Below are 24,178 nucleotides of genomic sequence, written 5' to 3'. Positions count from 1 at the left end.
ATTTTGTTTTCAATTTAAATCCGCAGCTGGCGGTTCACGTGGCTTACGTGGGCTCGCCAGCAAATCTAAAAATTTTCTTATTCTTTACTCTCCACGCAGTCGACGAAGTATTACGCTTTCCGTATAGTGGCGGCAATTTTTTGCATTCGGGAAATTTTCAATGATCAGTCTGATTGCGGCGTTAGCGGTAGATCGCGTCATCGGTATGGAAAACGCCATGCCATGGAACCTGCCTGCCGATCTCGCCTGGTTTAAACGTAATACGTTAAACAAGCCGGTAGTGATGGGGCGCCTGACCTGGGAGTCTATTGGTCGTCCGCTGCCAGGGCGGAAAAATATCGTTATCAGCAGCCAGCCGGGCACCGACGATCGCGTGCAGTGGGTGAAATCGGTGGATGAAGCGATTGCTGCCTGCGGCGATGTTGACGAGATGATGGTGATCGGTGGCGGTCGCGTGTATGAGCAGTTTCTGCCGAAAGCGCACAAGCTGTATCTGACCCACATCGATGCAGAAGTGGAAGGCGATACGCATTTCCCTGACTACGATCCGGACCAGTGGGAATCGGTATTCAGCGAATTCCATGATGCCGACGCGCAGAATTCACACAGCTACTGCTTCGAGATCCTCGAGCGCCGTTAAGGCTATCCCCGGTGGCGTCAGGCGCGCCGGGGAGCTTTTAGCGCGCGAAAGCGTTGCCCGGATAGCGCCAGTTGGCGGTCATCCGGGACGCTCTACTTAAGACGCGATCGCGTCGCCTTCGGTTTGATCTTTCTGCCGGTTTGATGGCTGAGTAAAGTACTGCTTGTCTTCCCAGCGCAGGCAGGTGAGATCCCCGCCCCAGCAGCAGCCCGTATCAAGGGCATAAATCCCCTCAGGCGTACCGCGGCCTTCCAGCGAAGCCCAATGTCCAAACGCAATACTGTATTCACTGGCGACCGGACCCGGGATCGCAAACCACGGCTTTAACGGCGCGGGGGCGTTTTCCGGTGCCTCTTTGGCATACATATCCAACTGACCATTCGGGAAGCAGTAACGCATGCGGGTAAAGGCGTTGGAGATAAAGCGCAGACGGGCAAGGCCGCTCAGCTCGTTGCTCCAGTTATTCGGCATATCGCCATACATCGCGTCGAGGAAGAATGGATAGGAGTCGCTGGAGAGGACGGCTTCGACGTCGCGTGCGCACTCTTTTGCCGTCTCCAGATCCCACTGCGGCGTGATGCCGGCATGGGCCATCACCAGTTTTTTCTGTTCATCGATTTGCAGCAGCGGCTGACGACGTAACCAGTTGAGCAGGTCGTCGGCATCCGGTGCTTCAAGCAGTGATTTCAGGCGATCTTTCGGTTTGTTGCGGCTGATCCCGGCGAAAACGGCCAGCAGATGCAGGTCGTGATTACCAAGGACCAGACGAGCGCTATCGCCCAGAGATTTGACGTAGCGTAAGACCTCAAGTGAACCCGGGCCGCGTGCGACGAGATCGCCCGTGAGCCACAGCGTATCGTTCCCTGGGGTAAAGGCCACCTGCTTTAATAACGCGATCAGTTCATCGTAGCAACCGTGAACGTCGCCAATAAGATATGTAGACATTATTTAGTGAATGAGCGTTGGTACTGCGAGACGGAAAACAGGGATATCGATCGAGAACGGCACGCCGTTCACATCGATCATATCGTAATGTCCCTGCATGGTGCCCAGCGGCGTTTCAATGACGGCCCCGCTGGTATATTGAAATTCACCGCCTGCGGGAATATGCGGCTGTTCGCCGACAACCCCTTCACCCTGAACTTCAGTCTCACGACCGTGGCCGTTGGTGATAAGCCAGTAGCGGCCAAGAAGCTGAACCTGAGTCCGCCCCAGATTGCGAATAGTGACGGTATAAGCGAAGACGTAGCGCTCCTCTTCCGGGGAAGACTGCGATTCGATATAGACGCTTTGCACCTGGACGCAAACTCGAGGCGAATTGATCATGGTTAGCTCTCCTTGGTGGGCGCGTTGTCGGATAACCAGTTGGCTAACTGACAGTATTGCGCCACGGAAATATTCTCTGCACGTTTTGCCGGGTCGATGCCCAGCTCGGTCAGCACGTCAACGCTGAACAGATTACCGAGACTGTTACGAATCGTTTTCCGACGCTGATTGAACGCTTCGGTAGTAATTCGGCTCAGTACACGCACCTCTTTCACCGGATGCGGCAGCGTGCGATAAGGCACCAGGCGCACAACGGCAGAATCCACTTTAGGCGGTGGGGTAAAGGCGCTCGGCGGCACTTCGAGTACCGGGATAATCTGGCAGTAGTACTGCGCCATGACGCTCAGACGACCATATGCCTTGCTGTTCGGTCCGGCCACCAGGCGATTGACGACCTCTTTTTGCAGCATAAAGTGCATGTCGGCAATGGCATCAGTATAGCTGAACAGATGGAACATCAGCGGCGTCGAGATGTTGTACGGCAGGTTGCCAAACACGCGCAGCGGCTGACCCATGGTCTGCGACAGCTCGCCGAAATTCATGGTCATGGCATCTTGCTGATAAATCGTCAGCTTCGGTCCCAGGAAGGGGTGCGTTTGCAGACGTGCGGCCAGATCGCGGTCGAGCTCGATAACCGTGAGCGCGTCAAGGCGTTCACCGACCGGCTCGGTCAGTGCGGCGAGACCCGGACCGATTTCGACAATAGCCTGCCCTTTTTGAGGGTTAATGGCCGAGACAATGCTGTCGATCACGAACTGATCGTTGAGAAAGTTTTGCCCGAAGCGTTTACGAGCTAAGTGGCCCTGATGGACTCGATTATTCATTGCGTATTAACAATCATTTTGATGGCGAGATTAAGCGCCGTGATAAAACTGCCGACATCCGCTTTTCCCTGGCCCGCCAGTTCAAGCGCGGTACCGTGGTCAACGGAGGTTCGAATAAAGGGTAAACCGAGCGTAATGTTCACGCCACGGCCAAAGCCCTGGTATTTTAGCACGGGAAGGCCCTGATCGTGGTACATCGCGAGTACCGCATCGGCATGGTCGAGATATTTAGGCTGAAAAAGGGTGTCTGCCGGCAGCGGACCGCTCAGATTCATACCCCTGGCGCGCATTTCTTCCAGTACCGGAATAATGGTATCGATCTCTTCGGTACCCATGTGTCCGCCTTCGCCGGCGTGCGGATTTAGCCCGCAGACCAGCACATGCGGCTGGGCGATACCAAATTTATGGCGCAGATCGTGGTCCAGGATGGTGATCACCTCACGCAGTAAATCCGGCGTGATTGCCTCGCTGATGGCCTTCAGCGGTAGGTGAGTCGTCGCCAGGGCGACGCGTAGCTCTTCCGTTGCCAGCATCATCACGACTTTGCTGGCGTGCGAGCGCTCTTCAAAGAATTCGGTATGGCCGGTGAAGGCGATCCCCGCGTCATTGATATTTCCCTTATGCACCGGCCCGGTAATCAACGCTGCAAATTCACCGTTCAGGCAGCCGTCGCAGGCGCGAGCCAGCGTCTCCACCACATAGTGTCCGTTAGCCACATTCAGTACACCAGGTTCCACTGGGGCGTTTAACGTGACGGGAAGGAGCGTCAGGGTGCCAGCGCGTTGCGCTGTGGCGGGAAGGGAAGCATTGTAGGGCAGGAGAGATAAAGGAAGACCGAGCTGTTGGGCCCGGTCAGATAACAGTGCGCCATCGGCGCAAACCACCAGCTCTACCGGCCAGTCGCGCTGTGCAAGCTGCACCACAAGGTCGGGGCCAATTCCGGCGGGCTCGCCGGGGGTGATAACAACTCGATTCATACACTTCATCCTTCAGGACGTCTTTTTTGGCAACGCCAGCGGGACCCGCTCACAGCCTGAGCGGCACCGGGAGCCGCTGGCGCGCCGCCTCAATACGCCCCGAACGCTGCCGGGATATATTGAGGCCGTGGTATTAGTTGTTCAGAACCTTGACGTAAGCGCTGGCGCGTTGTTCCTGCATCCAGGTCGCCGCTTCTTCCGAGAACTTACGGTTCATCAGCATCCGGTAGGCGCGGTCTTTCTGCGCGGCATCGGTACGGTCGACCTGACGGCTGTCCATCAGTTCAATCAGGTGCCAGCCGAAGGAGGAGTGAACCGGCGCGCTGGTCTGGCCTTTATTCAGGCGCAACAGAGCGTCACGGAATGCCGGGTCAAAGATATCTGGCGTAGCCCAACCCAAATCACCGCCCTGGTTGGCAGAGCCTGGATCTTCAGAGAAATCTTTCGCCGCTTTCGCAAAGGTGGTTTTCCCGCTCTTAATGTCTGCTGCGATCTGCTCCAGTTTCGCCCGAGCCTGGTCGTCGTTCATGATCGGCGATGGCTTCAGCAGGATGTGACGAGCGTGAACTTCGGTGACGGAGATGTTTTTGCTGCCACCACGCATATCGTTCACTTTCAGGATATGGAAACCGACGCCAGAACGAATCGGGCCGATAATATCGCCTTTCTTCGCGGTGCTCAGTGCCTGGGCGAAGATCCCCGGCAGCTCCTGAATACGGCCCCAGCCCATCTGGCCGCCTTTCAGCGCCTGCTGGTCAGCAGAGTAGGTGATAGCCAGTTTACCGAAGTCAGCGCCGCTGCGTGCCTGCTCAACGATGGAGTTTGCCTGCTGCTGAGCGGCAGCTACGTCGTCAGAAGACGGGTTTTCCGACAGCGGAATCATGATGTGGCTCAGGTTCAGTTCAGTGCTGGCATCGTTCTGATCGCCAATCTGCTTCGCCAGGGATTCAACTTCCTGCGGCAGCACGGTAATACGGCGACGAACTTCGTTGTTGCGCACTTCCGAAATCAGCATCTCTTTACGGATCTGATTGCGGTAGGTGTTGTAGTTCAGACCTTCGTAAGCCAGACGGCTACGCATCTGATCCAGCGACATGTTGTTCTGTTTTGCGATGTTAGCAATAGCCTGATCGACCTGATCGTCAGTGACTTTTACGCCCATTTTCTGGCCCATCTGCAGAACAATCTGGTCCATGATCAGACGTTCGAGGATCTGATGACGCAGGGTCGCGTCATCCGGCAGCTGTTGACCGGCCTGGCCAGCATTGAGCTTAACCGATTGCATCAAGCCATCGACGTCGCTTTCAAGAACAACGCCATTATTGACGACAGCCGCTACTTTATCGACAACCTGTGGGGCAGCGAAACTGGTATTCGCGATCATGGCGATACCGAGAAGCAGCGTTTTCCAGTTCTTCATACTTTTTCCATTTCAATTAACCGCAAGTGCGGATTACGTTTTAAACCAGCCACATCACAGGGAGTTCTGGTACGGTAAAATGTTCGAACGCAGCATCTGCTGGGTGCCGAGACCGTAGTTGGAGCTCAGGCCACGTAGCTCAATGTTGATGCCAAAGGTGTTGTCGTATTTGCTCTCGCCGTTGCCGTTCGAATCCCAGCCGTTGATCTTACGTTCGTAGCCAAGGCGAATAGCGTAGCAGCAGGAGTTATACTGGACCCCTAACATCTGGTCGGCGCTCTTTTTGGTATTGGTGTCAAAGTAGTATGCACCGACGACAGACCAGCGATCGACAATCGGCCAGCTGGCAGTCATGCCCACCTGAGAAATACCATTTTTGTACTGTTCAGCGGTGGAATACGAAGGCAGCGTGGCCTGAATGTATTCCGGGCTGGCGTAACGATAGTTAAGCTGTATTAAGCGGTTTTCATCGCGACGGTATTCCACGGTGCCATTACCGGTAGCGACGTTATCCAGACGCGTATCGTACTGAATGCCTCCGCGTAAACCCCAGTTATCGGCGATGCGCCAGTAAGTATCTCCAGCCCATACCAGTGAACCCGTTGTGTCGTCATTCTCCCAGTTGATGTTGTCATCACCGGTCCGGGACTCGGTGAAATAATAGATTTGACCAACGGAAATATTAAAACGTTCAACGGCAGCTGAATCATATACGCGAGAGGTGACACCGGTGGTGAGCTGGTTCGCTGAAGCAATGCGATCCAGGCCGCTGTAGGTACGGTCGCGGAACAGGCCGGTATAGTCTGATTGCAGCAGCGTGGAGTCGTAGGTACCGATCTGGCTCTGGTCACGATACGGGATATACAGATACTGCATGCGCGGTTCCAGCGTTTGGGTGTAACCCTCCTGCATGTCGCGCTCGAAGACCATTTTACCGTCGATTTTAAACTGCGGCATCACACGGTTGACGGACTCTTTATAGTCAGTGCCATTGGCCGCATTGTAGTTATCGAGGTTGCTCTGCTGGTAATGAGTCGCCAGCAGTTTGGCTTCGGTATTGATACTGCCCCAGCCATTCGACAGCGGTAGGCTGATCGTCGGTTCAAAGTGAACACGGGTGGCTTCTGGCATATTGCCGTTAGTGTTGACGAAGTGCACCGCCTGCCCATACAGGTGGGTGTCAAACGGACCAACATCGTTCTGGTAGTAGTTAACGTCGAGCTGCGGCTGCGCGGCGTAGGAGTTGCTCGATTCGCGGTTAAAGACCTGGAACTGTTTGGTCGACACGGTGGCGTCGAAGTTCTGAATAACGTAGCCGGCGCTGAATTTCTGCGTGGCATAGCCATCGGTACTGGAACCGTATTTAGAGCTGAAGTCGTTAAAGTAGTCCGCATCGCTCACTTTGGTGTAATCAGCGTTCAGGCGCCATACCTGATCGATAACACCCGAGTGGTTCCAGTAGAACAGCCAACGACGGCTGTTGCTGTCGCTGGAGTGATCGTCCTGGTAGATTTTATCGGAAGGCAGGTAGTCAAACTCGAACAGACCCGCGCCCGCTTTGGTCAGATAGCGGAATTCGTTTTCCCACATCACGCCGCCACGCTTGCTCATGTAGTGCGGCGTCAGCGTTGCGTCGAAGTTAGGCGCAATGTTCCAGTAATAGGGGAGTGAAAACTCCACGCCATTCTTGGTGCTGTATTTGGCGTTCGGGATCAGGAAGCCAGAACGGCGTTTGTCGCCTACCGGCAGCTGCAGGTAGGGGCTATAAAACACCGGCACTGAGCCGATTTTAAAGCGCGCGTTCCAGATTTCCGCAACCTGCTCTTCGCGGTCATGGATGACCTCACTCCCGACGACGCTCCAGGTGTTCGACCCAGGCAGACAGGAAGTAAAGCTGCCGTTTTCCAGAATGGTGTAGCGGTTTTCACCGCGCTGTTTCATCAGGTCTGCGGTGCCCCGCCCCTGACGGCCAACCATCTGGTAATCGCCTTTCCAGATATTGGTATCTTTGGTATTCAGGTTTGACCAGCCTTTAGGGCCTTTCAGAATGACCTGATTATCGTCATAGTGCACATTGCCGAGTGCATCAACCGTACGTACCGGTTGAGGCTGGCCCGCAGCCTGCTGCTGATGAAGTTGAACTTCATCCGCCTGGAGACGGCTATTGCCCTGGTTAATATCGACATTGCCGGTAAATACCGCGTTGTCAGGATAATTACCCTTCGCATGATCGGCATCGATCGTCACCGGTAGCTCGTTGGTTTTTCCTTCAACGAGAGGACGATCGTAGCTTGGCACGCCAAGCATACATTGCGTCGCGAGATCGGCGGCGAGGCCTTGCTGGCTGTACAAGGCGCTGGCGATCATGGTGGCCAGGAGGCTGGGAATACGTTTTTTCATACGTTGTATTTGTTGTTCCGTCATCTTATGGCAGCGGCTTGCAAACGGTCAGAGCCTAACGTACTCATCTTCATCGCGCTAGTGTTAATCCTGCCGGTTTGGATCCCGAGCGTTAGGCACCGTGTAGAATGACGAGTATGATAAAGCAAAATATAGGCTATGTCCCACAATTGACCGAAGCGTCAGTGCTTTGTAACGTGCGGTCATATATAGCTTAACTGGCGGCGTAAATATTGGGGAGTCTATGCAGTATTTGGGTAAAATAATTGGGGTTGCAGTCGCGTTAATGATGGGCGCAGGCTTTTGGGGCGTGGTACTCGGGCTATTGGTCGGTCATATCTTTGACCGCGCACGAAGCCGTAGAATCAATGTGTTTGCCAACCAGCAAGAGCGCCAGGCGCTGTTCTTTGCCACCACCTTTGAGGTGATGGGGCATCTGACCAAATCCAAAGGCCGCGTCACCGAAGCCGATATTCATGTCGCCAATGTCCTGATGGATCGTATGAACCTGCATGGTGAGTCGCGTACTGCGGCACAGCATGCATTTCGGGTAGGTAAATCAGACGATTATCCGCTGCGGGAAAAAATGCGCCAGCTGCGTAGCGTCTGTTTCGGCCGCTTTGATTTGATTCGGATGTTTCTGGAAATTCAGCTGCAGACCGCTTTCGCCGACGGTGAGTTACATCCTAATGAACGTGATGTGCTGTTCGTCATTGCCGAAGAACTCGGGATCTCGCGCGCCCAGTTCGAACAGTTCCTGCGCATGATGCAGGGCGGCGCTCAGTTTGGCGGCGGAGGTTCTCAGCAAGGCAGCTACGGCCAGGGCGGCGGCAACGCTGGCTGGCAGCAGGCGCAGCGTGGACCCACGCTGGAAGACGCCTGCAACGTGCTGGGCGTGAAGCCTACCGATGATGCCGCCACCGTGAAACGTGCTTATCGTAAGCTGATGAACGAGCACCATCCGGATAAGCTGGTGGCGAAGGGGTTACCGCCAGAAATGATGGAGATGGCAAAACAGAAAGCGCAGGATATTCAAAAAGCCTGGGAACTGATCAAAGAACAACGCGGCTTTTAAGCACCAGCCCCGGGCCTGTCAGCGCCTGGGGCCTCTCTTACAGCCGGGAGAGGCCTTATGAGGCGCTGGCGACGCGGCGGTACATGCGTCGCGGGTGACCAATCTTACCGTACAGCATATCCACTTCCAGAAAGCCAATCTCCACGCAGTGCTCCAGATAGCGACGGGCGGTGGTTTTACTTAAGCCGGCATCGTTCACCACCTCATCCACGGAAAAACTGTGTGCTTCCCGGTCATTGAACAGGCTCTGCACCAACGCCAGGGTCTTCTCCTCGATCCCTTTGCTGCCGCTATCGGTACGGTAGTTCTTCGCCTGCAGTTGATAGAGGGAGTCGACGTTTTGCTGGTCGACGATTTTCCACTCGCGCTGCTGATCGTAAAACTGCACGAAGCGCTCCAGCGACTGGCTCAGGCGCTTCCATGACACCGGTTTAAGGATGTAGTCGAAGGCGCCGTTACGAATCGCCTGGCTACAGGTTTCCATATCGCTGGCGGCGGTAATAAAAATCACCGAACAGGTAGCGTCCGCCAGAATCGGGTCGGTCATCAAGGTCACGCCTTTACCGTCGGGCAAATAGTTGTCGAGCAGCACCAACTGGGGAAGTTGGGCATTGAGCATGTGCCGTGCCTGGCTAAGCGATGCCGCGATTCCGATCAGCCGCATCCGCGGATGTTTTTGAATCAGCTCGGCATGCAGCCGCGCCAGTTCACTCTCATCTTCGATGATTAACACATCGACCAGGTCATGATGCATAGTTGGCCTCTTGTTGGGGATGGGCGGGACCGTCTGCAGGGATAAACAGCGTAAATATCGCTCCTCGCGGTGCGTTGTCTGCGACCTCAATGGTGCCGCCCGCCTGGGTGACATAATGTTCTATAAGATACAGGCCGATGCCGTGATCGCCACGGGTTTTGGTGGTGATGCCGCGTTCAAATATACGATCGCGGATAGCCGGGTGAATACCGATGCCGCGGTCGGCCACTTCAATCATCAGCTCCCGGGCATTTAACTGGATTAACACTTCAACCGGCTCGTGCGGCAGCTCGGCACGCTGCGTGGCTTCAATGGCGTTGTCCAGCAGGTTGCCAATAATTGAAATCAGCTCTGACTCCATTAAGGACGGCAGGGGGCGATCGATATGACAGGCCGGGTCGAAACTCAGCTCCACTCCTTTTTCCCGCGCCCGGGCGGCTTTACCGAGCAGCAGCCCGCAGAGCGTCGGCGATTTGAAGCGCGAAGAGATAAAGTCCAGCAGCTCCTGCGCATGTTCGGATTGGGCCTGAATATAGCGGATCGCGTCGTCATAGTGACCCATATGCAGCAGGCCGGAGAGCGTCGTCATGCGGTTCAACTGCTCGTGGCGCATGATGCGCAGGTTATCCACGTAGCGTTTGACCTGGCTCAACTGGGCGCTGAGGGAGTTGATTTCGTCCCGGTCACGAAAGGTGATCACCCAGCCCTGCAGTGAATTTTCCAGCATAATGCGTACCCGGCTGGCGAGGACGGTCAGCTGATTGAAGCGACACAGCTCATCGTGAGTGTCGTTCTCCAGCATGTCGCCGCTGGCGAAAAAGGGCTGTGGCACAATCACGCTGTCGATGGATCTGCCGCGCAGCAGATGGGCCGGCTGGCTCAGCCCCAGCAGGCTCCGCGCCGCATGGTTGATGACTTCAATACGCCGGTGGTTATCAATGACGATCACCCCTTCGTAGATTGACTCCATCATCGCCTTCTGCTGGCGCACCAGCAGGCCGATCTCCCGCGGCTCCAGGGAAAAAATCTGCTTTTTAATGCTGCGGGTAAAGTACCAGGAAAATATAAACAGGGCGATCAGCAGCAGGATCGCCGCAATGAAGATATTGATCACTTTGGCCAGGGTGATGCTGTCGAGATAGCTGGTCAGATAGCCCACCGAGACAATCCCCACCACCTGGCCGGCTTCATTAACGATGGGCGCCTTGCTGCGCAGCGACACGCCGAGCCCGCCTTTACGGATGGTGGTGGTGCTCTCACCTGCCAGTACCGCCTGATTATCACCGCCGACCAGCCGGGTACCAACCCATTCCGGGTGAACGGAGTGGAACAGATGCACGCCGCGCGCATCGCCAACCACGATAAAGCTGGCATCGCTATGGGCGGCAATATCGCGCATAAACGAGGTCAGCGCCTGGGGATCGTCGCGGCTAACCTGGCGACGAAGCTCCGGCATCAGCGCAATCTCTTCGGCCTGTATTCTGGCGCGGGCGCTCATCTCCTGATACAGCTGGTGACTGGCATCAACGTAGTAATAGGCTCCCAGCAGGGCGAACAGGACGGAGAAGAACGCCACCAGCGAAATGAACAGCTTAAACTGAAAGGAAACCTTCATAAGTTCTGTACCGCGTCTGTGTGGTATCGGCACGGTAACCTCTTTCCTGATGACGACAGGAATGGTGCGGGAAACGCGCGGGCCTTTTTGTCTGGATGAACCACCAGAATTATCTACCAGCGGATATTTATCAAGATGGCGCGCGATCCCCCTTACTCCACGGGACTGACAAGCGCGGCAACAGCCCGATCCTGCTGTGGGTAGCGGTGGCGGGGCATATCGTCTGTGCTCGCCGGGTCATGTCGCCAGCAAGAGAGCATAAAAACCATAAAAACCACGCTAATAAATCAGATAAATATCACGTAGATGAATAGAAACCATAAAAACCATAGTGACCATTAAAACTTCATTTCTAATCCGCCGCGCCTCACATTAACTCTGCCTCAGGCTCCCTACTCTGAAAATGAATAATAACGAAAGGGCCAAAACCTATGAGCACCACAGACAATGCATTCTCTGCGACCCTCGACCCCATCAATACGCCAAAAGCGACGCTGAAACAGCGCTGGTGGCACGTGATGGACACCATGAAAGTCGGGATTATCCCGTTACCGCTTTTTCTGTTAGCCGGGGGATTGATTGCCCTCGACTGCCTTAATGGCAAGCTGCCGAGCGATATAGTGGTGATGGTCGCGACGCTGGCGTTTTTCGGTTTTGCCTGTGGTGAATTTGGCAAACGCCTGCCGATCCTCGGCAAACTAGGGGCGGCAGCAATCTGCGCCACCTTTATCCCTTCCGCGCTGGTTCACTACGGCCTGCTGCCGGATGTGGTGGTGGAATCCACCACCAAATTCTACAAATCCACCAACATCCTTTATCTCTATATTTGCTGCATTATCGTTGGCAGCATCATGAGCATGAACCGGACCACCCTGATTCAGGGCTTTCTGCGTATCTTTTTCCCGATGGTGTGTGGTGAGATTGTAGGGATGCTGGTCGGTGTTGGCGTCGGAACCGCTCTTGGGCTGGAACCGTTTCAGGTGTTCTTCTTTATTGTCCTGCCGATTATGGCCGGTGGCGTCGGGGAAGGGGCTATTCCACTCTCTATTGGCTATGCCGCGCTGATGCATATGGATCAGGGTGTTGCGTTAGGCCGGGTATTGCCGATGGTGATGCTGGGCAGTCTGACGGCGATTGTGATCTCCGGCTGCCTGAATCAGCTGGGTAAACGTTTCCCGCATCTGACCGGTGAAGGCCAGCTGATGCCAAACCGCAGCAACGAAACGCATCGTGAAACCCAGGATGTCGATACGAAGACCGATGTCACGACCCTGGCTTCGGGGGCGCTGCTGGCGGTGCTGCTGTATATGCTCGGCATGCTCGGGCAGAAAATGATAGGGCTGCCGGCCCCGGTGGGAATGCTGTTTCTGGCGGTGCTGCTTAAGCTGGTCAACGGCGTCTCTCCGCGCCTGCAAGAAGGGTCGCAGATGGTCTACAAATTCTTCCGTACGGCGGTGACCTACCCGATCCTGTTTGCCGTCGGCGTGGCGATTACTCCGTGGCAGGAGCTGGTAAACGCCTTCACCATCGACAATCTGCTGGTGATTGTCAGCACCGTCTCGGCGCTGGTGGCGACCGGCTTTTTTGTTGGTAAAAAGATTGGCATGCACCCGATTGATGTGGCGATTGTCTCCTGCTGTCAGAGTGGCCAGGGTGGCACCGGTGACGTGGCGATACTGACGTCCGGCAACCGCATGAACCTGATGCCGTTCGCCCAAATCGCCACCCGTATTGGCGGTGCGATTAATGTTTCGCTGGGTCTGCTGTTCCTCAGTCACTTCCTTGCATGATTTAGCTCTGTGCTAACAGGATAATCTGCAATTTTCGACCACAGGACGAAGAAAATTTCTTTGTCCTGTATCCTAAATTCTGTCTGATTAGCGCTACAATCAGCGCCGAAATTCGCTATTGCGACGGCAGCCTGACCGCTGTCATTTTTTAAGTGAAGGAGAGGAACAAATGTCAGTGGATACTCTCGCCCGTGAGGGCGTAAGCATGGAAGCGCTGCTGGCGGCGAAAGCGCAGCGTGCGGCTCGTCAGGCCGACTGGATCGCCCATTATCAACAGCCGGTGGTTTCGCTGACCCTGGTGACCCCGGGGGCGGTAAAAGACAGCATTCGCTATCGTAATATGATGGGCGTGGCGCTGCAGGCTTGCGATCAAATGCTGTGGAAACATCGCTGGCAAACGCTGGACCGTCAGGCGTTGTGGTTGCCGACCGGGCCAGAAGCCCTGTGGTGCGTGGCGCATCCGGCCAGTGAAATCAAAGCGTTGTGTGACGAACTGGTGCAGACGCATCCGCTGGGCCGTTTGTGGGATATCGATGTGATTTCCCCGAAAAAAGGCCTGGTGAGCGGCCAGTCTGAAGGCGCACATCGGCGTCAGTGCCTGCTTTGTGACGCACCGGCACAGGAGTGCGCTCGTAGCCATCGTCATGAAACTGAGCAGCTTGTGGCACATGTCGATCGGATGATTGATGCGTGGTTTGCCCGCGATTAACGCGAGGTTTTAGCTTGTCGCATTGCTGACAGAAATGCCCGGGTAGGCCGCTGGCGGCACAACCCGGGGCAGACCGCGACGATTCAGAAGTCGACGGGGGCGCGGAAGGTCATCGCGTTGCCGAAAGCCGGATGGGTGATGGTCAGCGTTTCAGCATGTAGCAGCAGCCGTGGTGCCATGGCCAGCGCTTCTGGCGTCGCATAAAAGCGGTCGCCAAGAATCGGGTGGCCCAGCGCCAGCATATGCACACGCAGCTGATGTGAACGCCCGGTAATCGGCTTCAGGCGTACGCGGGCGCTGTTATCGTCGGCATACTCCAGCACTTCATACTCGGTCTGCGCCACTTTACCGGTTTCAAAGCAGACTTTCTGCTTCGGTCGGTTCGGCCAGTCGCAGATCAGCGGTAAATCCACCATACCTTCTGCTTGTTGCGGATGTCCCCAGACGCGGGCGACGTACTGCTTCTTAGGCTCACGCTCGCGAAACTGGCGTTTCAGCTCACGTTCTGCCGCTTTGGTCAGCGCCACGACGATCACGCCGCTGGTAGCCATATCCAGCCGGTGTACCGACTCGGCCTGCGGGAAGTCGCGCTGAACGCGCGTCATCACGCTGTCTTTATGCTCTTCCAGCCTCCCCGGGACGGACAACAAGCCGCTCGGCTTGTTGACCACCATGATGTGTTCATCCTGATAGAGGATGACCAGCCAGGGATCCTGGGGCGGATTGTAGTTTTCCATCGGCATCGTCATCGACATCGTCGTGTTCCGTTACTGGTGGGTGACCACAATTAAACGCAACGCGTCGAGACGCCAGCCTGCCTGCGCCAGGGCGTCCATGACCTGCTGACGGTTGCTCTCGATGGCGGAAAGTTCGTCGTCACGAATGTTCGGGTTAACGGCTTTCAGGGCTTCCAGACGAGACAGCTCGGCCGACAGCTTATCGTTGGCTTCATTGCGGGCGGTGTCGATCAGCGCCTGTGCCGCCTTGGCCACCTGCGCTTCGCCGAGCTGGAGGATCGCATGGACGTCCTGCTGTACCGCGTTGACCAGCTTGCTGCCGGTATGGCGGTTCACGGCGCTCAGCTGACGGTTGAAACTTTCAAACTCCACCTGGCCGGCGAGGTTATTGCCGTTTTTATCCAGCAGCATACGAACCGGCGTGGCAGGCAGGAAACGCTTAAGCTGTAGCTGCTTCGGCGCCTGAGCTTCCACCACGTAAATCAGCTCCAGCAGCAGGGTACCCACCGGCAGCGCCTTGTTCTTCAACAGGGAGATGGTGCTGCTGCCGGTATCGCCGGAGAGGATCAGATCCAGACCGTTGATGATCAGCGGGTGCTCCCAGGTCACGAACTGGGCATCTTCGCGCGACAGAGCGACATCACGTTCGAAGGTGATGGTGCAGCCATCTTCCGGTAGACCCGGGAAGTCCGGGACCAGCATATGGTCGGATGGCGTCAGGACAATCAGGTTTTCACCGCGATCGTCCTGGTTGATACCGACAATATCAAACAGGTTCATGGCAAAGGCGATCAGATTGGTATCGTCATCCTGCTCTTCAATGCTTTCGGCCAGCTGCTGGGCCTGTTCACCGCCGTTGGAGTGGATCTCCAGCAGACGGTCGCGACCCTGCTCAAGCTGCGCTTTCAGCGCATCATGTTGCTGGCGGCAGGATTTAATCAGCTCATCGAAGCCTTCGGTGGTTTCCGGCGCGGCAAGATAGTTAATCAGTTCGTTATGCACGCTGTCGTAGACGGTGCGCCCGGTCGGGCAGGTGTGCTCGAAGGCATCCAACCCTTCGTGATACCAGCGAACCAGCACGGATTGCGCGGTGCGTTCGAGATACGGCACGTGGATCTGAATATCGTGCGCCTGACCGATACGGTCGAGACGACCGATACGCTGCTCCAGCAGGTCCGGGTTGAAAGGCAGGTCGAACATCACCAGGTTGCTGGCAAACTGGAAGTTACGACCTTCGGAGCCGATTTCAGAGCACAGCAGCACCTGGGCGCCGGTATCTTCTTCGGCGAACCAGGCGGCGGCGCGGTCACGTTCGATGATCGACATGCCTTCATGGAAGACCGCCGCACGGATGCCTTCACGCTCGCGCAGGACCTGCTCCAGCTGCAGCGCGGTGGTGGCTTTGGCGCAGATCACCAGCACTTTCTGAGAGCGGTGGCTGGTCAGGTAACCCATCAGCCACTCAACGCGCGGATCGAAGTTCCACCAGGTACCGGTATCGCCTTCAAATTCTTGATAAATCTGCTCTGGATAGAGCATGTCGCGAGCGCGTTCTTCGGCGCTTTTACGGGCACCCATAATGCCAGAGACTTTAATCGCCGTCTGGTACTGGGTCGGCAGCGGCAGACGAATGGTATGCAGCTCGCGTTTCGGGAAGCCTTTCACGCCGTTACGGGTGTTGCGGAACAGGACACGACTGGTGCCGTGACGGTCCATCAGCATGGAGACCAGCTCCTGGCGCGCGGCCTGGGCATCATCGCGGTCGCTGTTGGCAGCCTGCAGCAGCGGTTCGATATCCTGCTCGCCGATCAGATCGCCAAGGGTGTTCAGCTCGTTATCGCTCAGCTTATTGCCTGCCAGCAGCAAGGCCACGGCATCGGCTACCGGACGGTAATTTTGTTGTTCTTCAACGAACTGCTCGAAGTCGTGGAAGCGGTTCGGATCCAGCAGACGCAGACGGGCGAAGTGGCTTTCCATCCCCAGCTGTTCCGGGGTTGCAGTCAGCAGCAGCACGCCCGGCACGCGTTCGGCCAGCTGTTCAATGGCCTGATATTCGCGGCTTGGTGCGTCTTCGCTCCAGACCAGATGGTGTGCTTCATCGACGACCATCAGGTCCCATTCCGCGTCGCACAGGTGCTCAAGACGCTGTTTGCTGCGGCGCACGAAGTCCAGCGAGCAGATAACCAACTGTTCGGTTTCAAACGGGTTGTAGGCGTCGTGCTGGGCTTCGGCATAGCGCTCATCGTCAAACAGTGAGAAGCGCAGGTTGAAGCGGCGCAGCATCTCCACTAGCCACTGGTGTTGCAGGGTTTCCGGGACAATAATCAGCACGCGCTCGGCAGCGCCGGCGAGCAGCTGTTGATGGAGGATCATCCCGGCTTCGATGGTTTTCCCCAGACCTACTTCATCCGCCAGCAGCACGCGCGGCGCGTGACGACGGCCGACGTCATGGGCGATATGCAACTGGTGTGGGATCAGGCTGGTGCGCTGGCCGCGCAGGCCGCTCCACGGCATCCGGTACTGCTCGCTCTGGTATTTGCGTGCGCGATAGCGCAGGGCAAAACGGTCCATGCGGTCGATCTGCCCGGCAAACAGGCGGTCCTGCGGTTTGCTGAAGACCAGCTTGCTGTCGAGCAGCACTTCACGCAGTGTGACATTGGCTTCTTCGGTGTCGAGACGCGTGCCGGTATAGGCCAGCAGACCGTTCTCTTCATTTACTTCGTCAACCTGGAGCTGCCAGCCTTCGTGGCTGGTGATGGTATCACCCGGGTTAAACATCACGCGGGTGATCGGGGAATCATTGCGCGCGTACAGACGGTTTTCGCCGATGGCGGGGAAAAGAAGGGTTACCATACGCGCATCCAGCGCCACTACCGTCCCTAATCCCAGTTCGCTCTCTGTGTCGCTAATCCAGCGTTGACCAAGTGTAAAAGGCATATATGTTCAGCTCTTTGTTCTTAAATTGCAGGCAATAGTTGATCATCTCCGGGTAAGTCAGAGAGGGATCAAAATTGGGTCCAGGAATGGAAAGGGCGCTATATTACTGGATGGCAGGTCGTTCGTCACGTCCTCGTCGCCCTTCAATTTGCAGAACTGTCGGCTGGAAATTGCAGGGGGGCGAAGAAATCAAAATAGCCCCAGTTGCCCTGTCATTATTGTAGCAAAATCGTCGTCGACAAAGGGAAGAATTCCTTCCGCAACCGGCTGAAGCTGCTTTGACAAATAGTGCTCATAATCGAGCGGCGACCGCTGGTAGTCCACCGGTTCAGGGCCGCCGGTGGTCCAGACATATTTTATGCTGCCGCGCTGTTGGTACTGCTGCGGCCTGCCGAGGCGGACGTTTTCCTCGTCTGCCAGCCGCGCCGCGCGCACGTGCGGCGGAACGTTGCGCTGATACTCCGCCAGCGGGCGGCGCAGGCGCTTGCGGTAAACCAGCCGATCGTCGAGCTCACCGTTCATCAGCTTATCAATGGTTTCCAGGATGTAATCCCGGTACGGCTGGTGGCGGAAAATGCGCAGATATAGCTCCTGCTGGAACTGCTGCGCCAGCGGTGTCCAGTCGGTTCGCACCGTCTCCAGCCCTTTGAACACCATCCGCTGCGCGTCGCCCTCCTGGATCATGCCGGCGTAGCGTTTTTTACTGCCGGTATCGGCGCCGCGAATGGTCGGCATTAAAAAACGGCAAAAATGGGTTTCGAACTCCAGTTCAAGGGTGCTGGTGAGCTGCTCTTTATTCAGCTCCGTGGCCCACCAGTCGTTAACGAAAGCCACCAGCGACCGGCCGATTTTCGCCGCTTCTTCTTCGCTATGCGGGCGTTTAAGCCAGACAAAGGTAGAGTCGGTATCACCATAGATCACGTCATAACCCTGCGACTCAATCAGCGCTTTAGTCTGGCGCATAATCGCGTGTCCCCGCATGGTAATAGAGGAGGCCAGGCGCGGGTCGAAAAAGCGGCAGGCGCTGGTGCCCAGGACGCCGTAGAAGGCGTTCATGATGATCTTCAGCGCCTGAGACAGCGGTTTATTGTGCTGGCGTTTGGCGTCGTCGCGGCCATGCCAGATTTGCCCGACAATGCCCGGCAGGCAGTGCTTCTGTCTGGAGAAGCGCGCGCCGAGAAACCCCTCGGTGCTGTGCTCTGGTTCCGGGTGGGCCATGCCTTCAATCAGCCCCACCGGATCGATCAGGAAGGAGCGAATAATCGACGGGTACAGGCTTTTGTAGTCGAGAACCAGCACTGAATCATAGAGGCCAGGGCGCGAATCCATGACGTAACCGCCGGGGCTGGCCTGCGGCGGCACCTCGCCAAGATTCGGGGCGACATAGCCCAGCCGGTGCATACGCGGAAAATAGAGATGGCTGAAGGCGGCCACGGATCCGCCGTGACGGTCGGCAGGCAGGCCGTTGACCGTGGCGCGCTCCAGCAGAAAGGGCATGATCTCGGTTTTGTGGAAGACACGCGTCACCAGCTCGCAGTCCTGCAGGTTGTAGGCTGCCAGCGCCGGTTTGTCTTGGTGAAAACGACGGTCAATTTCGTCCATCCGATCCCATGGGTTATCGATGGCTTTCCCTTCGCCCAGCAGTTCACGGGCCACCGTTTCCAGGGCAAAAGAGGAGAAGCTCCAGAAAGCGGATTTCAGCGCCTCGATGCCGTCAACGATCAGCCGGCCGTTAGCCTGGGCGAAGAACACGCCATTCTTAAACCCGTGTTCGCGCCACTCCAGTTCGCTATTGCCGCGACCGAGCATTAACGGAATACGGTAACGTTCGGCATGTTTTTGCAGGACCCGCAGATCGAACTGGATGACGTTCCAGCCGATCAGCACGTCAGGGTCGTGCGCGGCAAACCAGGCGTTAAGCTTTTCCAGCAGCTGTGGGCGGCTGGCAACATACTCCAGCTGGAAATCGACGGCGGGCGAGGGCGTTGGCTCAGGCCCGAGCATGTAGACCACCCGCTGGCCGCAGCCTTCCAGCCCGATGCAGTACAGCTCGCCGTGGCGGCTGGTTTCGATATCCAGCGACACCCATTTCAGCGGTGGACGGTAGTCGGGGCTGGGCTTCATGCGGGCGTTGACGATCTGGTGGCCCACGCTATCGCCTTCGACCCAAACCGGCGCGGTGATAAAGCGCTCCATCAGATAGCGTTCCGGCGGGCGGATATCGGCTTCGTAAACCGTGACGCCGTTTTCCCGCAGCTTTTTCTCCAGGCGCATCTGCTGGCGATGCGCGCGGCAATAGAGGCCAAATACCGGCTGGCGGTGAAAGTCTTTTAAGCCGAGGGGGGCAAGGCGCAGGCCGTTTTCGCCCTGCAGCAGGCGTTCGACCAGCGGGCGCTGGGCTTCGGGAATAAACGCCACGGACTCCTGCGGCGGTAGCATGACCTCAAGTGGGCCATCATCGGTGGCGAGCCAGAAAGACAACACGGTGCCCTGCGGGGTATCCCGCCAGTGACGGGTCAGTAAAAAACCTTCTCGTGGCTGGGTCACGCCGTGCTCTCATCAATAAAAACCAGGCCTGATTATAGCCTGGTTTAATAGATGGTGCTGGGGTTTTATACAGGTGTGGTGTTTATCCCGGAGGCGCATTGTACCGTAGTCCGGTCAGTACAGCACCACCGGGTAAGACAGCAGCCTTACTGCCCGTAATAGGCTTTTGCCCCGTGCTTGCGCAGGTAGTGTTTATCCAGCAGCGTCTGCTGCATATCCGGCAGCTGTGGCGCCAGCTGGCGGCAGAAAATGCCCATGTAGGCAATCTCTTCCAGCACGATGGCGTTATGCACCGCATCTTCGGCGTTTTTGCCCCACGCAAACGGGCCGTGGGAATGCACCAGCACGCCGGGCATCTGAGCCGGGTCGATACCCTGTTCGCGGAAGGTTTCAACGATCACCGCGCCGGTTTCCCACTCATACTCGCCGTTGATCTCGTCGTCGGTCATCAGACGCGTGCAGGGCACCGCGCCATAAAAGTAATCGGCATGGGTGGTGCCGGTAGCCGGAATAGACTGCCCGGCCTGCGCCCAGATGGTGGCGTGGCGCGAATGGGTATGGACGATGCCCCCCAGCGTCGGAAATGCCTGATAAAGCAGACGGTGGGTTGGTGTATCAGAAGAAGGTTTCTTTTTCCCTTCAACGACTTCGCCGGTTTCCAGACTCACCACTACCATATCGTCAGCCTGCATCACGCTATAGTCGACGCCCGATGGCTTAATCACCAGCACGCCGCGCTCGCGGTCGACGGCGCTGACGTTGCCCCAGGTTAAGGTCACCAGATTGTGCTTTGGCAGCGCCAGGTTGGCTTCCAGCACCTGACGTTTCAGATCTTCTAACATTGTGTGCTCCGAATGACAGGAGAATACGGATTTCCCCTCTTCCCGACGGGCAGGAAGAGGGGAGGCACGCTTAGCGTTTTGAACCGTAATAAACTTCGTTCCAGCGCAGGGCATCTTTAAAGGACGGCAGACGCGTTTCTTCGTCGATCACCGTCAGCTCGATATCCTGCAGTTCGGCGAACTGGCGCATATCGTCGAGGGTCAGCGCATGGCTGAAGACGGTATGGTGCGCGCCACCGGCGATGATCCAGGCTTCTGACGCGGTGCGCAGATCCGGCTGAGCTTTCCACAGGGCGTTGGCAACCGGCAGTTTCGGCAGATCGTGCGGCGTTGGTACGGTTTCCACGGTGTTCACCAGCAGGCGGAAGCGATCGCCCAGATCCACCAGGCTTGCCACCAGCGCCGGGCCGGTCTGGGTGTTAAAGATCAGGCGGGCCGGATCGGCTTTGCCGCCGATGCCCAGCGGCTGGACATCGAGGATCGGTCTGTCTGCGGTGGCGATGGTCGGGCAGACTTCCAGCATGTGCGAGCCCAGCACCAGATCGTTGCCATTGTCGAAGTGGTAGGTGTAATCCTCCATAAAGGAGGTGCCGCCCTGCAGACCGGTTGACATCACCTTCATGATGCGAAGCAGAGCGGCGGTTTTCCAGTCGCCTTCGCCAGCGAAGCCGTAGCCTTGCTGCATCAGACGCTGTACGGCGAGACCCGGAAGCTGTTTCAGGCCGTGCAAATCTTCAAACGTGGTGGTGAAGGCGTGGAAACCACCCTGCTCCAGGAAGCGCTTCATCCCCAGCTCAATGCGGGCGGCATCCAGCACGTTCTGGCGTTTATCACCGTGAATCTGCGCCGCTGGCGTCAGGCGGTAGCTGCTTTCATACTCGTCAACCAGTGCGCTGATGTCGCCATCGCTGATGCTGTTGACCACCTGCACCAGATCGCCCACCGCCCAGGTGTTAACCGAGAAGCCGAATTTGATCTGTGCGGCCACTTTGTCACCGTCGGTCACCGCCACTTCACGCATGTTGTCGCCGAAGCGGCACACTTTCAGATGGCGGGTATCCTGCTTCGATACCGCCTGGCGTATCCAGGAACCAATACGCTGATGCGCGCCTTGATCCTGCCAGTGGCCGGTCACAACGCTGTGCTGCTGACGCATACGCGCGCCGATGAAGCCGAACTCGCGGCCGCCGTGCGCGGTCTGGTTCAGGTTCATAAAGTCCATATCGATGCTGTCCCACGGCAGGGAGGCGTTGTACTGGGTGTGGAACTGCAGCAGCGGTTTATTCAGGATAGTCAGGCCGTTGATCCACATTTTGGCCGGAGAGAAGGTATGCAGCCACACCACCATACCCGCGCACTTGTCATCGTAGTTGGCATCGCGGCAGATATGGGTGATTTCATCTGGCGTGGTGCCAAGCGGCTTTAACACCAGCTTGCACGGCAGTTTTGCTTCGGCGTTCAGGCTGTTCACCACATGTTCAGCATGTTTGGTCACCTGACGCAGCGCTTCCGGGCCATACAGATGCTGGCTGCCAATCACGAACCATACTTCGTAGTTATCAAAAATTGTCATTGTCGTGTCCTTAATGGGTGAGGGCTGCCTGAGAATGCGGGGCTTTTTCCGCCTTCACAGCCGAAGGGAGATACTGTTGTTCGGCGCTGACCGACCACTGCTGGTAGCGCTGATAAAGTTGTTCAAAGCGTTGTGCCTGCTGAGGGCGCGGCTGCAGGGTGCTTTCGACCTGGCTTGCCATATGGTGCTGGGCTGTCGGGATATCCTCATACACTCCCGCGGCGACGGCGGCGAAGATCGCCGCGCCGAGCGCGCAGCACTGATCGGATGCGACAATCTGCAGCGGCCGGTTCAGCACGTCGCAGCAGGCCTGCATGATCACCTGGTTTTTGCGGGCGATGCCGCCCAGCGCCATCACGTTGTTGACCGGGATACCCTGTTCGGTGAAGCACTCCATAATGGCGCGAGCCCCGAAGGCGGTGGCCGCTACCAGACCACCAAACAAGGCTGGTGCATCGGTGGCGAGGTTGAGATCGGTAATCACCCCTTTCAGGCGCTGATTAGCGTTGGGGGTACGGCGACCGTTGAACCAGTCGAGGACCACCGGCAGATGTTCGAGAGACGGGTTTTTCGCCCAGGCTTCGGTTAGCGCCGGCAGCAGCTGTTTCTGCTGGGCGCTAATCTGTGATTTCAGTTCCGGATGTTGTTGCGCTAACTGTTCCAGCGGCCAGCCGAGAATACGGCCAAACCAGGCGTAAATATCACCGAAGGCAGATTGCCCGGCTTCCATCCCGATAAAGTCAGGCACCACGCTGCCATCAACCTGACCGCAGATCCCTTTCACCGTGCGGTTGCCGACGCTCTGTTTATCGGCGATCAGGATGTCGCAGGTGGAGGTGCCGATCACTTTGACCAGCGCGTTTGGCTGCGCACCGGCGCCGACGGCACCCATATGGCAGTCAAATGCACCGCCGGAGAGGATCACCGTTTCCGGCAGGCCAAGGCGTTCGGCCCATTCGGCGCACAGCGAGCCGACCGGAACATCGGCGGTCCAGGTGTCGCTGAACATCGGCCACGCCAGGTTCTGGTTGATAATCGGATCGAGTTCATCGAAGAAGCTGGCAGGCGGCAGGCCGCCCCAGCTCTCATGCCACAGGGATTTGTGCCCGGCGCTGCAGCGGCCGCGACGCAGATCCTGCGGGCGGGTGGTGCCGGAAAGCAGGGCCGGAACCCAGTCGCACAGCTCTACCCACGACACCGCGGCCTGCGCGACGGCGCTGTCCTGACGGGTTACGTGGAGTATTTTTGCCCAGAACCATTCGCTGGAGTAGATCCCGCCGATATAGCGGGAGTAATCCTCTTTGCCCGGCTGGTGGCACAGGCGGGTAATGGCTTCAGCCTCTTCAACCGAGGTGTGGTCTTTCCACAGCACGAACATGGCGTTCGGGTTATCGGCAAACTCGTCGCGCAGCGCCAGTACCTGACCTTCGGCATCGATCGGTGCCGGTGTGGAACCGGTGCTGTCGACGCCGATGCCAACCACGCTGGCACGCTGTTCGGCGCTTAATAACGCCAGCACACTTTTCAGTGCGGATTCCATCGACTCAATGTAGTCGCGCGGGTGATGGCGGAACTGGTTATTCGGACCATCGCAGAACAGACCCTCCTGCCAGCGCGGGTACCATTCTACGCTGGTAGCGAGTTCGGCGCCGGTGGCACATTCCACCGCCAGGGCGCGTACTGAATCACTACCAAAATCGAGGCCAATCGCAATTGCCATGCTGTTACTCCATGCAGAAAACCATTAATGGTGAAACAGTAGATATTCATGGCAAAAACCGTCAGGCCGTATTCGCTAATCTTATGGATTATTTTGCTATAGCATCGCAAAGTGTGACGCCGTGCAAATATTCAATGTGGACTTTCCTGTCGTCCATATAGACACACCTGTTACCCGGTGAAAGTGCTTTAAATGTGCGCTATCATCGGTTTTTGCTGTGAGGTGGCGGGTTTTACTCTAAATTTCAACCGCCGTCCCAGTACGGAGTAATGGGTTAGCAGTACAATGTTGA

18 protein-coding genes are annotated in these 24,178 nt (G+C 56.9%); 4 read left to right on the top strand and 14 right to left on the bottom strand.

Translation table 11 applies throughout. The features are described 5' to 3' along the window. Window positions 1-160 precede the first annotated feature (160 nt). Window positions 161-640 carry a type 3 dihydrofolate reductase gene (gene folA / locus ACMYSP_RS08880; RefSeq protein ID WP_123757540.1) on the top strand — a complete coding sequence of 160 codons (480 nt, stop codon included), beginning with the start codon at window positions 161-163 and terminating at the stop codon, window positions 638-640. Window positions 641-736: 96 nt separating this feature from the next. Here folA and apaH read toward each other — a convergent pair whose 3' ends face one another. The 6 genes from apaH to lptD form a co-directional block, all read right to left on the bottom strand. Continuing rightward, window positions 737-1,585 (bottom strand): bis(5'-nucleosyl)-tetraphosphatase (symmetrical) ApaH, encoded by an 849-nt coding sequence (gene apaH / locus ACMYSP_RS08875; protein WP_434586398.1) that lies wholly within the window; start codon window positions 1,583-1,585, stop codon window positions 737-739. 3 nt (window positions 1,586-1,588) lie between these two features. Further along, on the bottom strand, window positions 1,589-1,966 hold the full coding sequence (gene apaG / locus ACMYSP_RS08870; protein WP_123757538.1) for a Co2+/Mg2+ efflux protein ApaG: 378 nt from the start codon (window positions 1,964-1,966) through the stop codon (window positions 1,589-1,591). Between the two features lie 2 nt (window positions 1,967-1,968). Beyond that, window positions 1,969-2,790, bottom strand: coding sequence for a 16S rRNA (adenine(1518)-N(6)/adenine(1519)-N(6))-dimethyltransferase RsmA (gene rsmA / locus ACMYSP_RS08865; RefSeq protein WP_123757537.1), 822 nt, complete (start codon window positions 2,788-2,790; stop codon window positions 1,969-1,971). Beyond that, window positions 2,787-3,767 (bottom strand): 4-hydroxythreonine-4-phosphate dehydrogenase PdxA, encoded by a 981-nt coding sequence (pdxA, locus tag ACMYSP_RS08860; protein ID WP_434586397.1) that lies wholly within the window; start codon window positions 3,765-3,767, stop codon window positions 2,787-2,789. Before pdxA ends, rsmA begins: the two co-directional genes overlap by 4 nt. A gap of 133 nt (window positions 3,768-3,900) precedes the next feature. After that, window positions 3,901-5,187 carry a peptidylprolyl isomerase SurA gene (gene surA / locus ACMYSP_RS08855; protein ID WP_434586396.1) on the bottom strand — a complete coding sequence of 429 codons (1,287 nt, stop codon included), beginning with the start codon at window positions 5,185-5,187 and terminating at the stop codon, window positions 3,901-3,903. 54 nt (window positions 5,188-5,241) lie between these two features. Continuing rightward, window positions 5,242-7,587 (bottom strand): LPS assembly protein LptD, encoded by a 2,346-nt coding sequence (lptD, locus tag ACMYSP_RS08850; protein WP_434586395.1) that lies wholly within the window; start codon window positions 7,585-7,587, stop codon window positions 5,242-5,244. A gap of 244 nt (window positions 7,588-7,831) precedes the next feature. Between lptD and djlA the strand changes: the two genes are divergently transcribed. After that, window positions 7,832-8,662, top strand: a complete 831-nt coding sequence (djlA, locus tag ACMYSP_RS08845; RefSeq protein WP_174509122.1) for a co-chaperone DjlA — start codon at window positions 7,832-7,834, stop codon at window positions 8,660-8,662. A gap of 55 nt (window positions 8,663-8,717) precedes the next feature. Here djlA and ACMYSP_RS08840 read toward each other — a convergent pair whose 3' ends face one another. Continuing rightward, a complete protein-coding gene (locus ACMYSP_RS08840; RefSeq protein ID WP_434586394.1) occupies window positions 8,718-9,416 on the bottom strand; it encodes a response regulator in 699 nt (232 codons plus the stop codon). Beyond that, complete coding sequence (locus ACMYSP_RS08835) at window positions 9,406-11,031, bottom strand: ATP-binding protein (RefSeq protein ID WP_434586393.1); 1,626 nt, start codon at window positions 11,029-11,031, stop codon at window positions 9,406-9,408. The genes ACMYSP_RS08840 and ACMYSP_RS08835 overlap by 11 nt, the downstream gene beginning before the upstream one ends. A 431-nt stretch (window positions 11,032-11,462) precedes the next feature. Between ACMYSP_RS08835 and ACMYSP_RS08830 the strand changes: the two genes are divergently transcribed. Both ACMYSP_RS08830 and citX read left to right on the top strand, forming a co-directional pair. Continuing rightward, on the top strand, window positions 11,463-12,821 hold the full coding sequence (locus ACMYSP_RS08830) for a 2-hydroxycarboxylate transporter family protein (protein WP_434586392.1): 1,359 nt from the start codon (window positions 11,463-11,465) through the stop codon (window positions 12,819-12,821). Between the two features lie 169 nt (window positions 12,822-12,990). Continuing rightward, window positions 12,991-13,530, top strand: coding sequence for a citrate lyase holo-[acyl-carrier protein] synthase (gene citX, locus ACMYSP_RS08825; protein ID WP_434586391.1), 540 nt, complete (start codon window positions 12,991-12,993; stop codon window positions 13,528-13,530). Window positions 13,531-13,613: 83 nt separating this feature from the next. Here citX and rluA read toward each other — a convergent pair whose 3' ends face one another. The 6 genes from rluA to araB all read right to left on the bottom strand — a co-directional run bounded on the left by rluA (window position 13,614) and on the right by araB (window position 23,886). Beyond that, window positions 13,614-14,273: a bifunctional tRNA pseudouridine(32) synthase/23S rRNA pseudouridine(746) synthase RluA gene (gene rluA, locus ACMYSP_RS08820; protein ID WP_434587053.1), complete on the bottom strand. Its 660-nt coding sequence runs from the start codon at window positions 14,271-14,273 to the stop codon at window positions 13,614-13,616. A 24-nt stretch (window positions 14,274-14,297) separates the two neighbouring features. Next, window positions 14,298-17,204: an RNA polymerase-associated protein RapA gene (rapA, locus tag ACMYSP_RS08815; RefSeq protein ID WP_123757528.1), complete on the bottom strand. Its 2,907-nt coding sequence runs from the start codon at window positions 17,202-17,204 to the stop codon at window positions 14,298-14,300. Window positions 17,205-17,393: 189 nt separating this feature from the next. Further along, window positions 17,394-19,751: a DNA polymerase II gene (polB, locus tag ACMYSP_RS08810; protein WP_434586390.1), complete on the bottom strand. Its 2,358-nt coding sequence runs from the start codon at window positions 19,749-19,751 to the stop codon at window positions 17,394-17,396. 146 nt (window positions 19,752-19,897) lie between these two features. After that, window positions 19,898-20,593, bottom strand: a complete 696-nt coding sequence (araD, locus tag ACMYSP_RS08805) for an L-ribulose-5-phosphate 4-epimerase (protein ID WP_123757526.1) — start codon at window positions 20,591-20,593, stop codon at window positions 19,898-19,900. A gap of 70 nt (window positions 20,594-20,663) precedes the next feature. Next, window positions 20,664-22,166: an L-arabinose isomerase gene (gene araA, locus ACMYSP_RS08800; RefSeq protein ID WP_434586389.1), complete on the bottom strand. Its 1,503-nt coding sequence runs from the start codon at window positions 22,164-22,166 to the stop codon at window positions 20,664-20,666. Between the two features lie 10 nt (window positions 22,167-22,176). Beyond that, complete coding sequence (gene araB / locus ACMYSP_RS08795; protein WP_434586388.1) at window positions 22,177-23,886, bottom strand: ribulokinase; 1,710 nt, start codon at window positions 23,884-23,886, stop codon at window positions 22,177-22,179. Between the last annotated feature and the right edge of the window lie 292 nt (window positions 23,887-24,178).

This window comes from Klebsiella sp. R390, assembly GCF_051131745.1.
In the GTDB taxonomy this organism is placed as follows: Bacteria; Pseudomonadota; Gammaproteobacteria; order Enterobacterales; family Enterobacteriaceae; genus Klebsiella.
The sequence above is the reverse complement of the archived record's forward strand: the minus strand, read 5'-3'. Positions and strand labels throughout refer to the sequence as shown.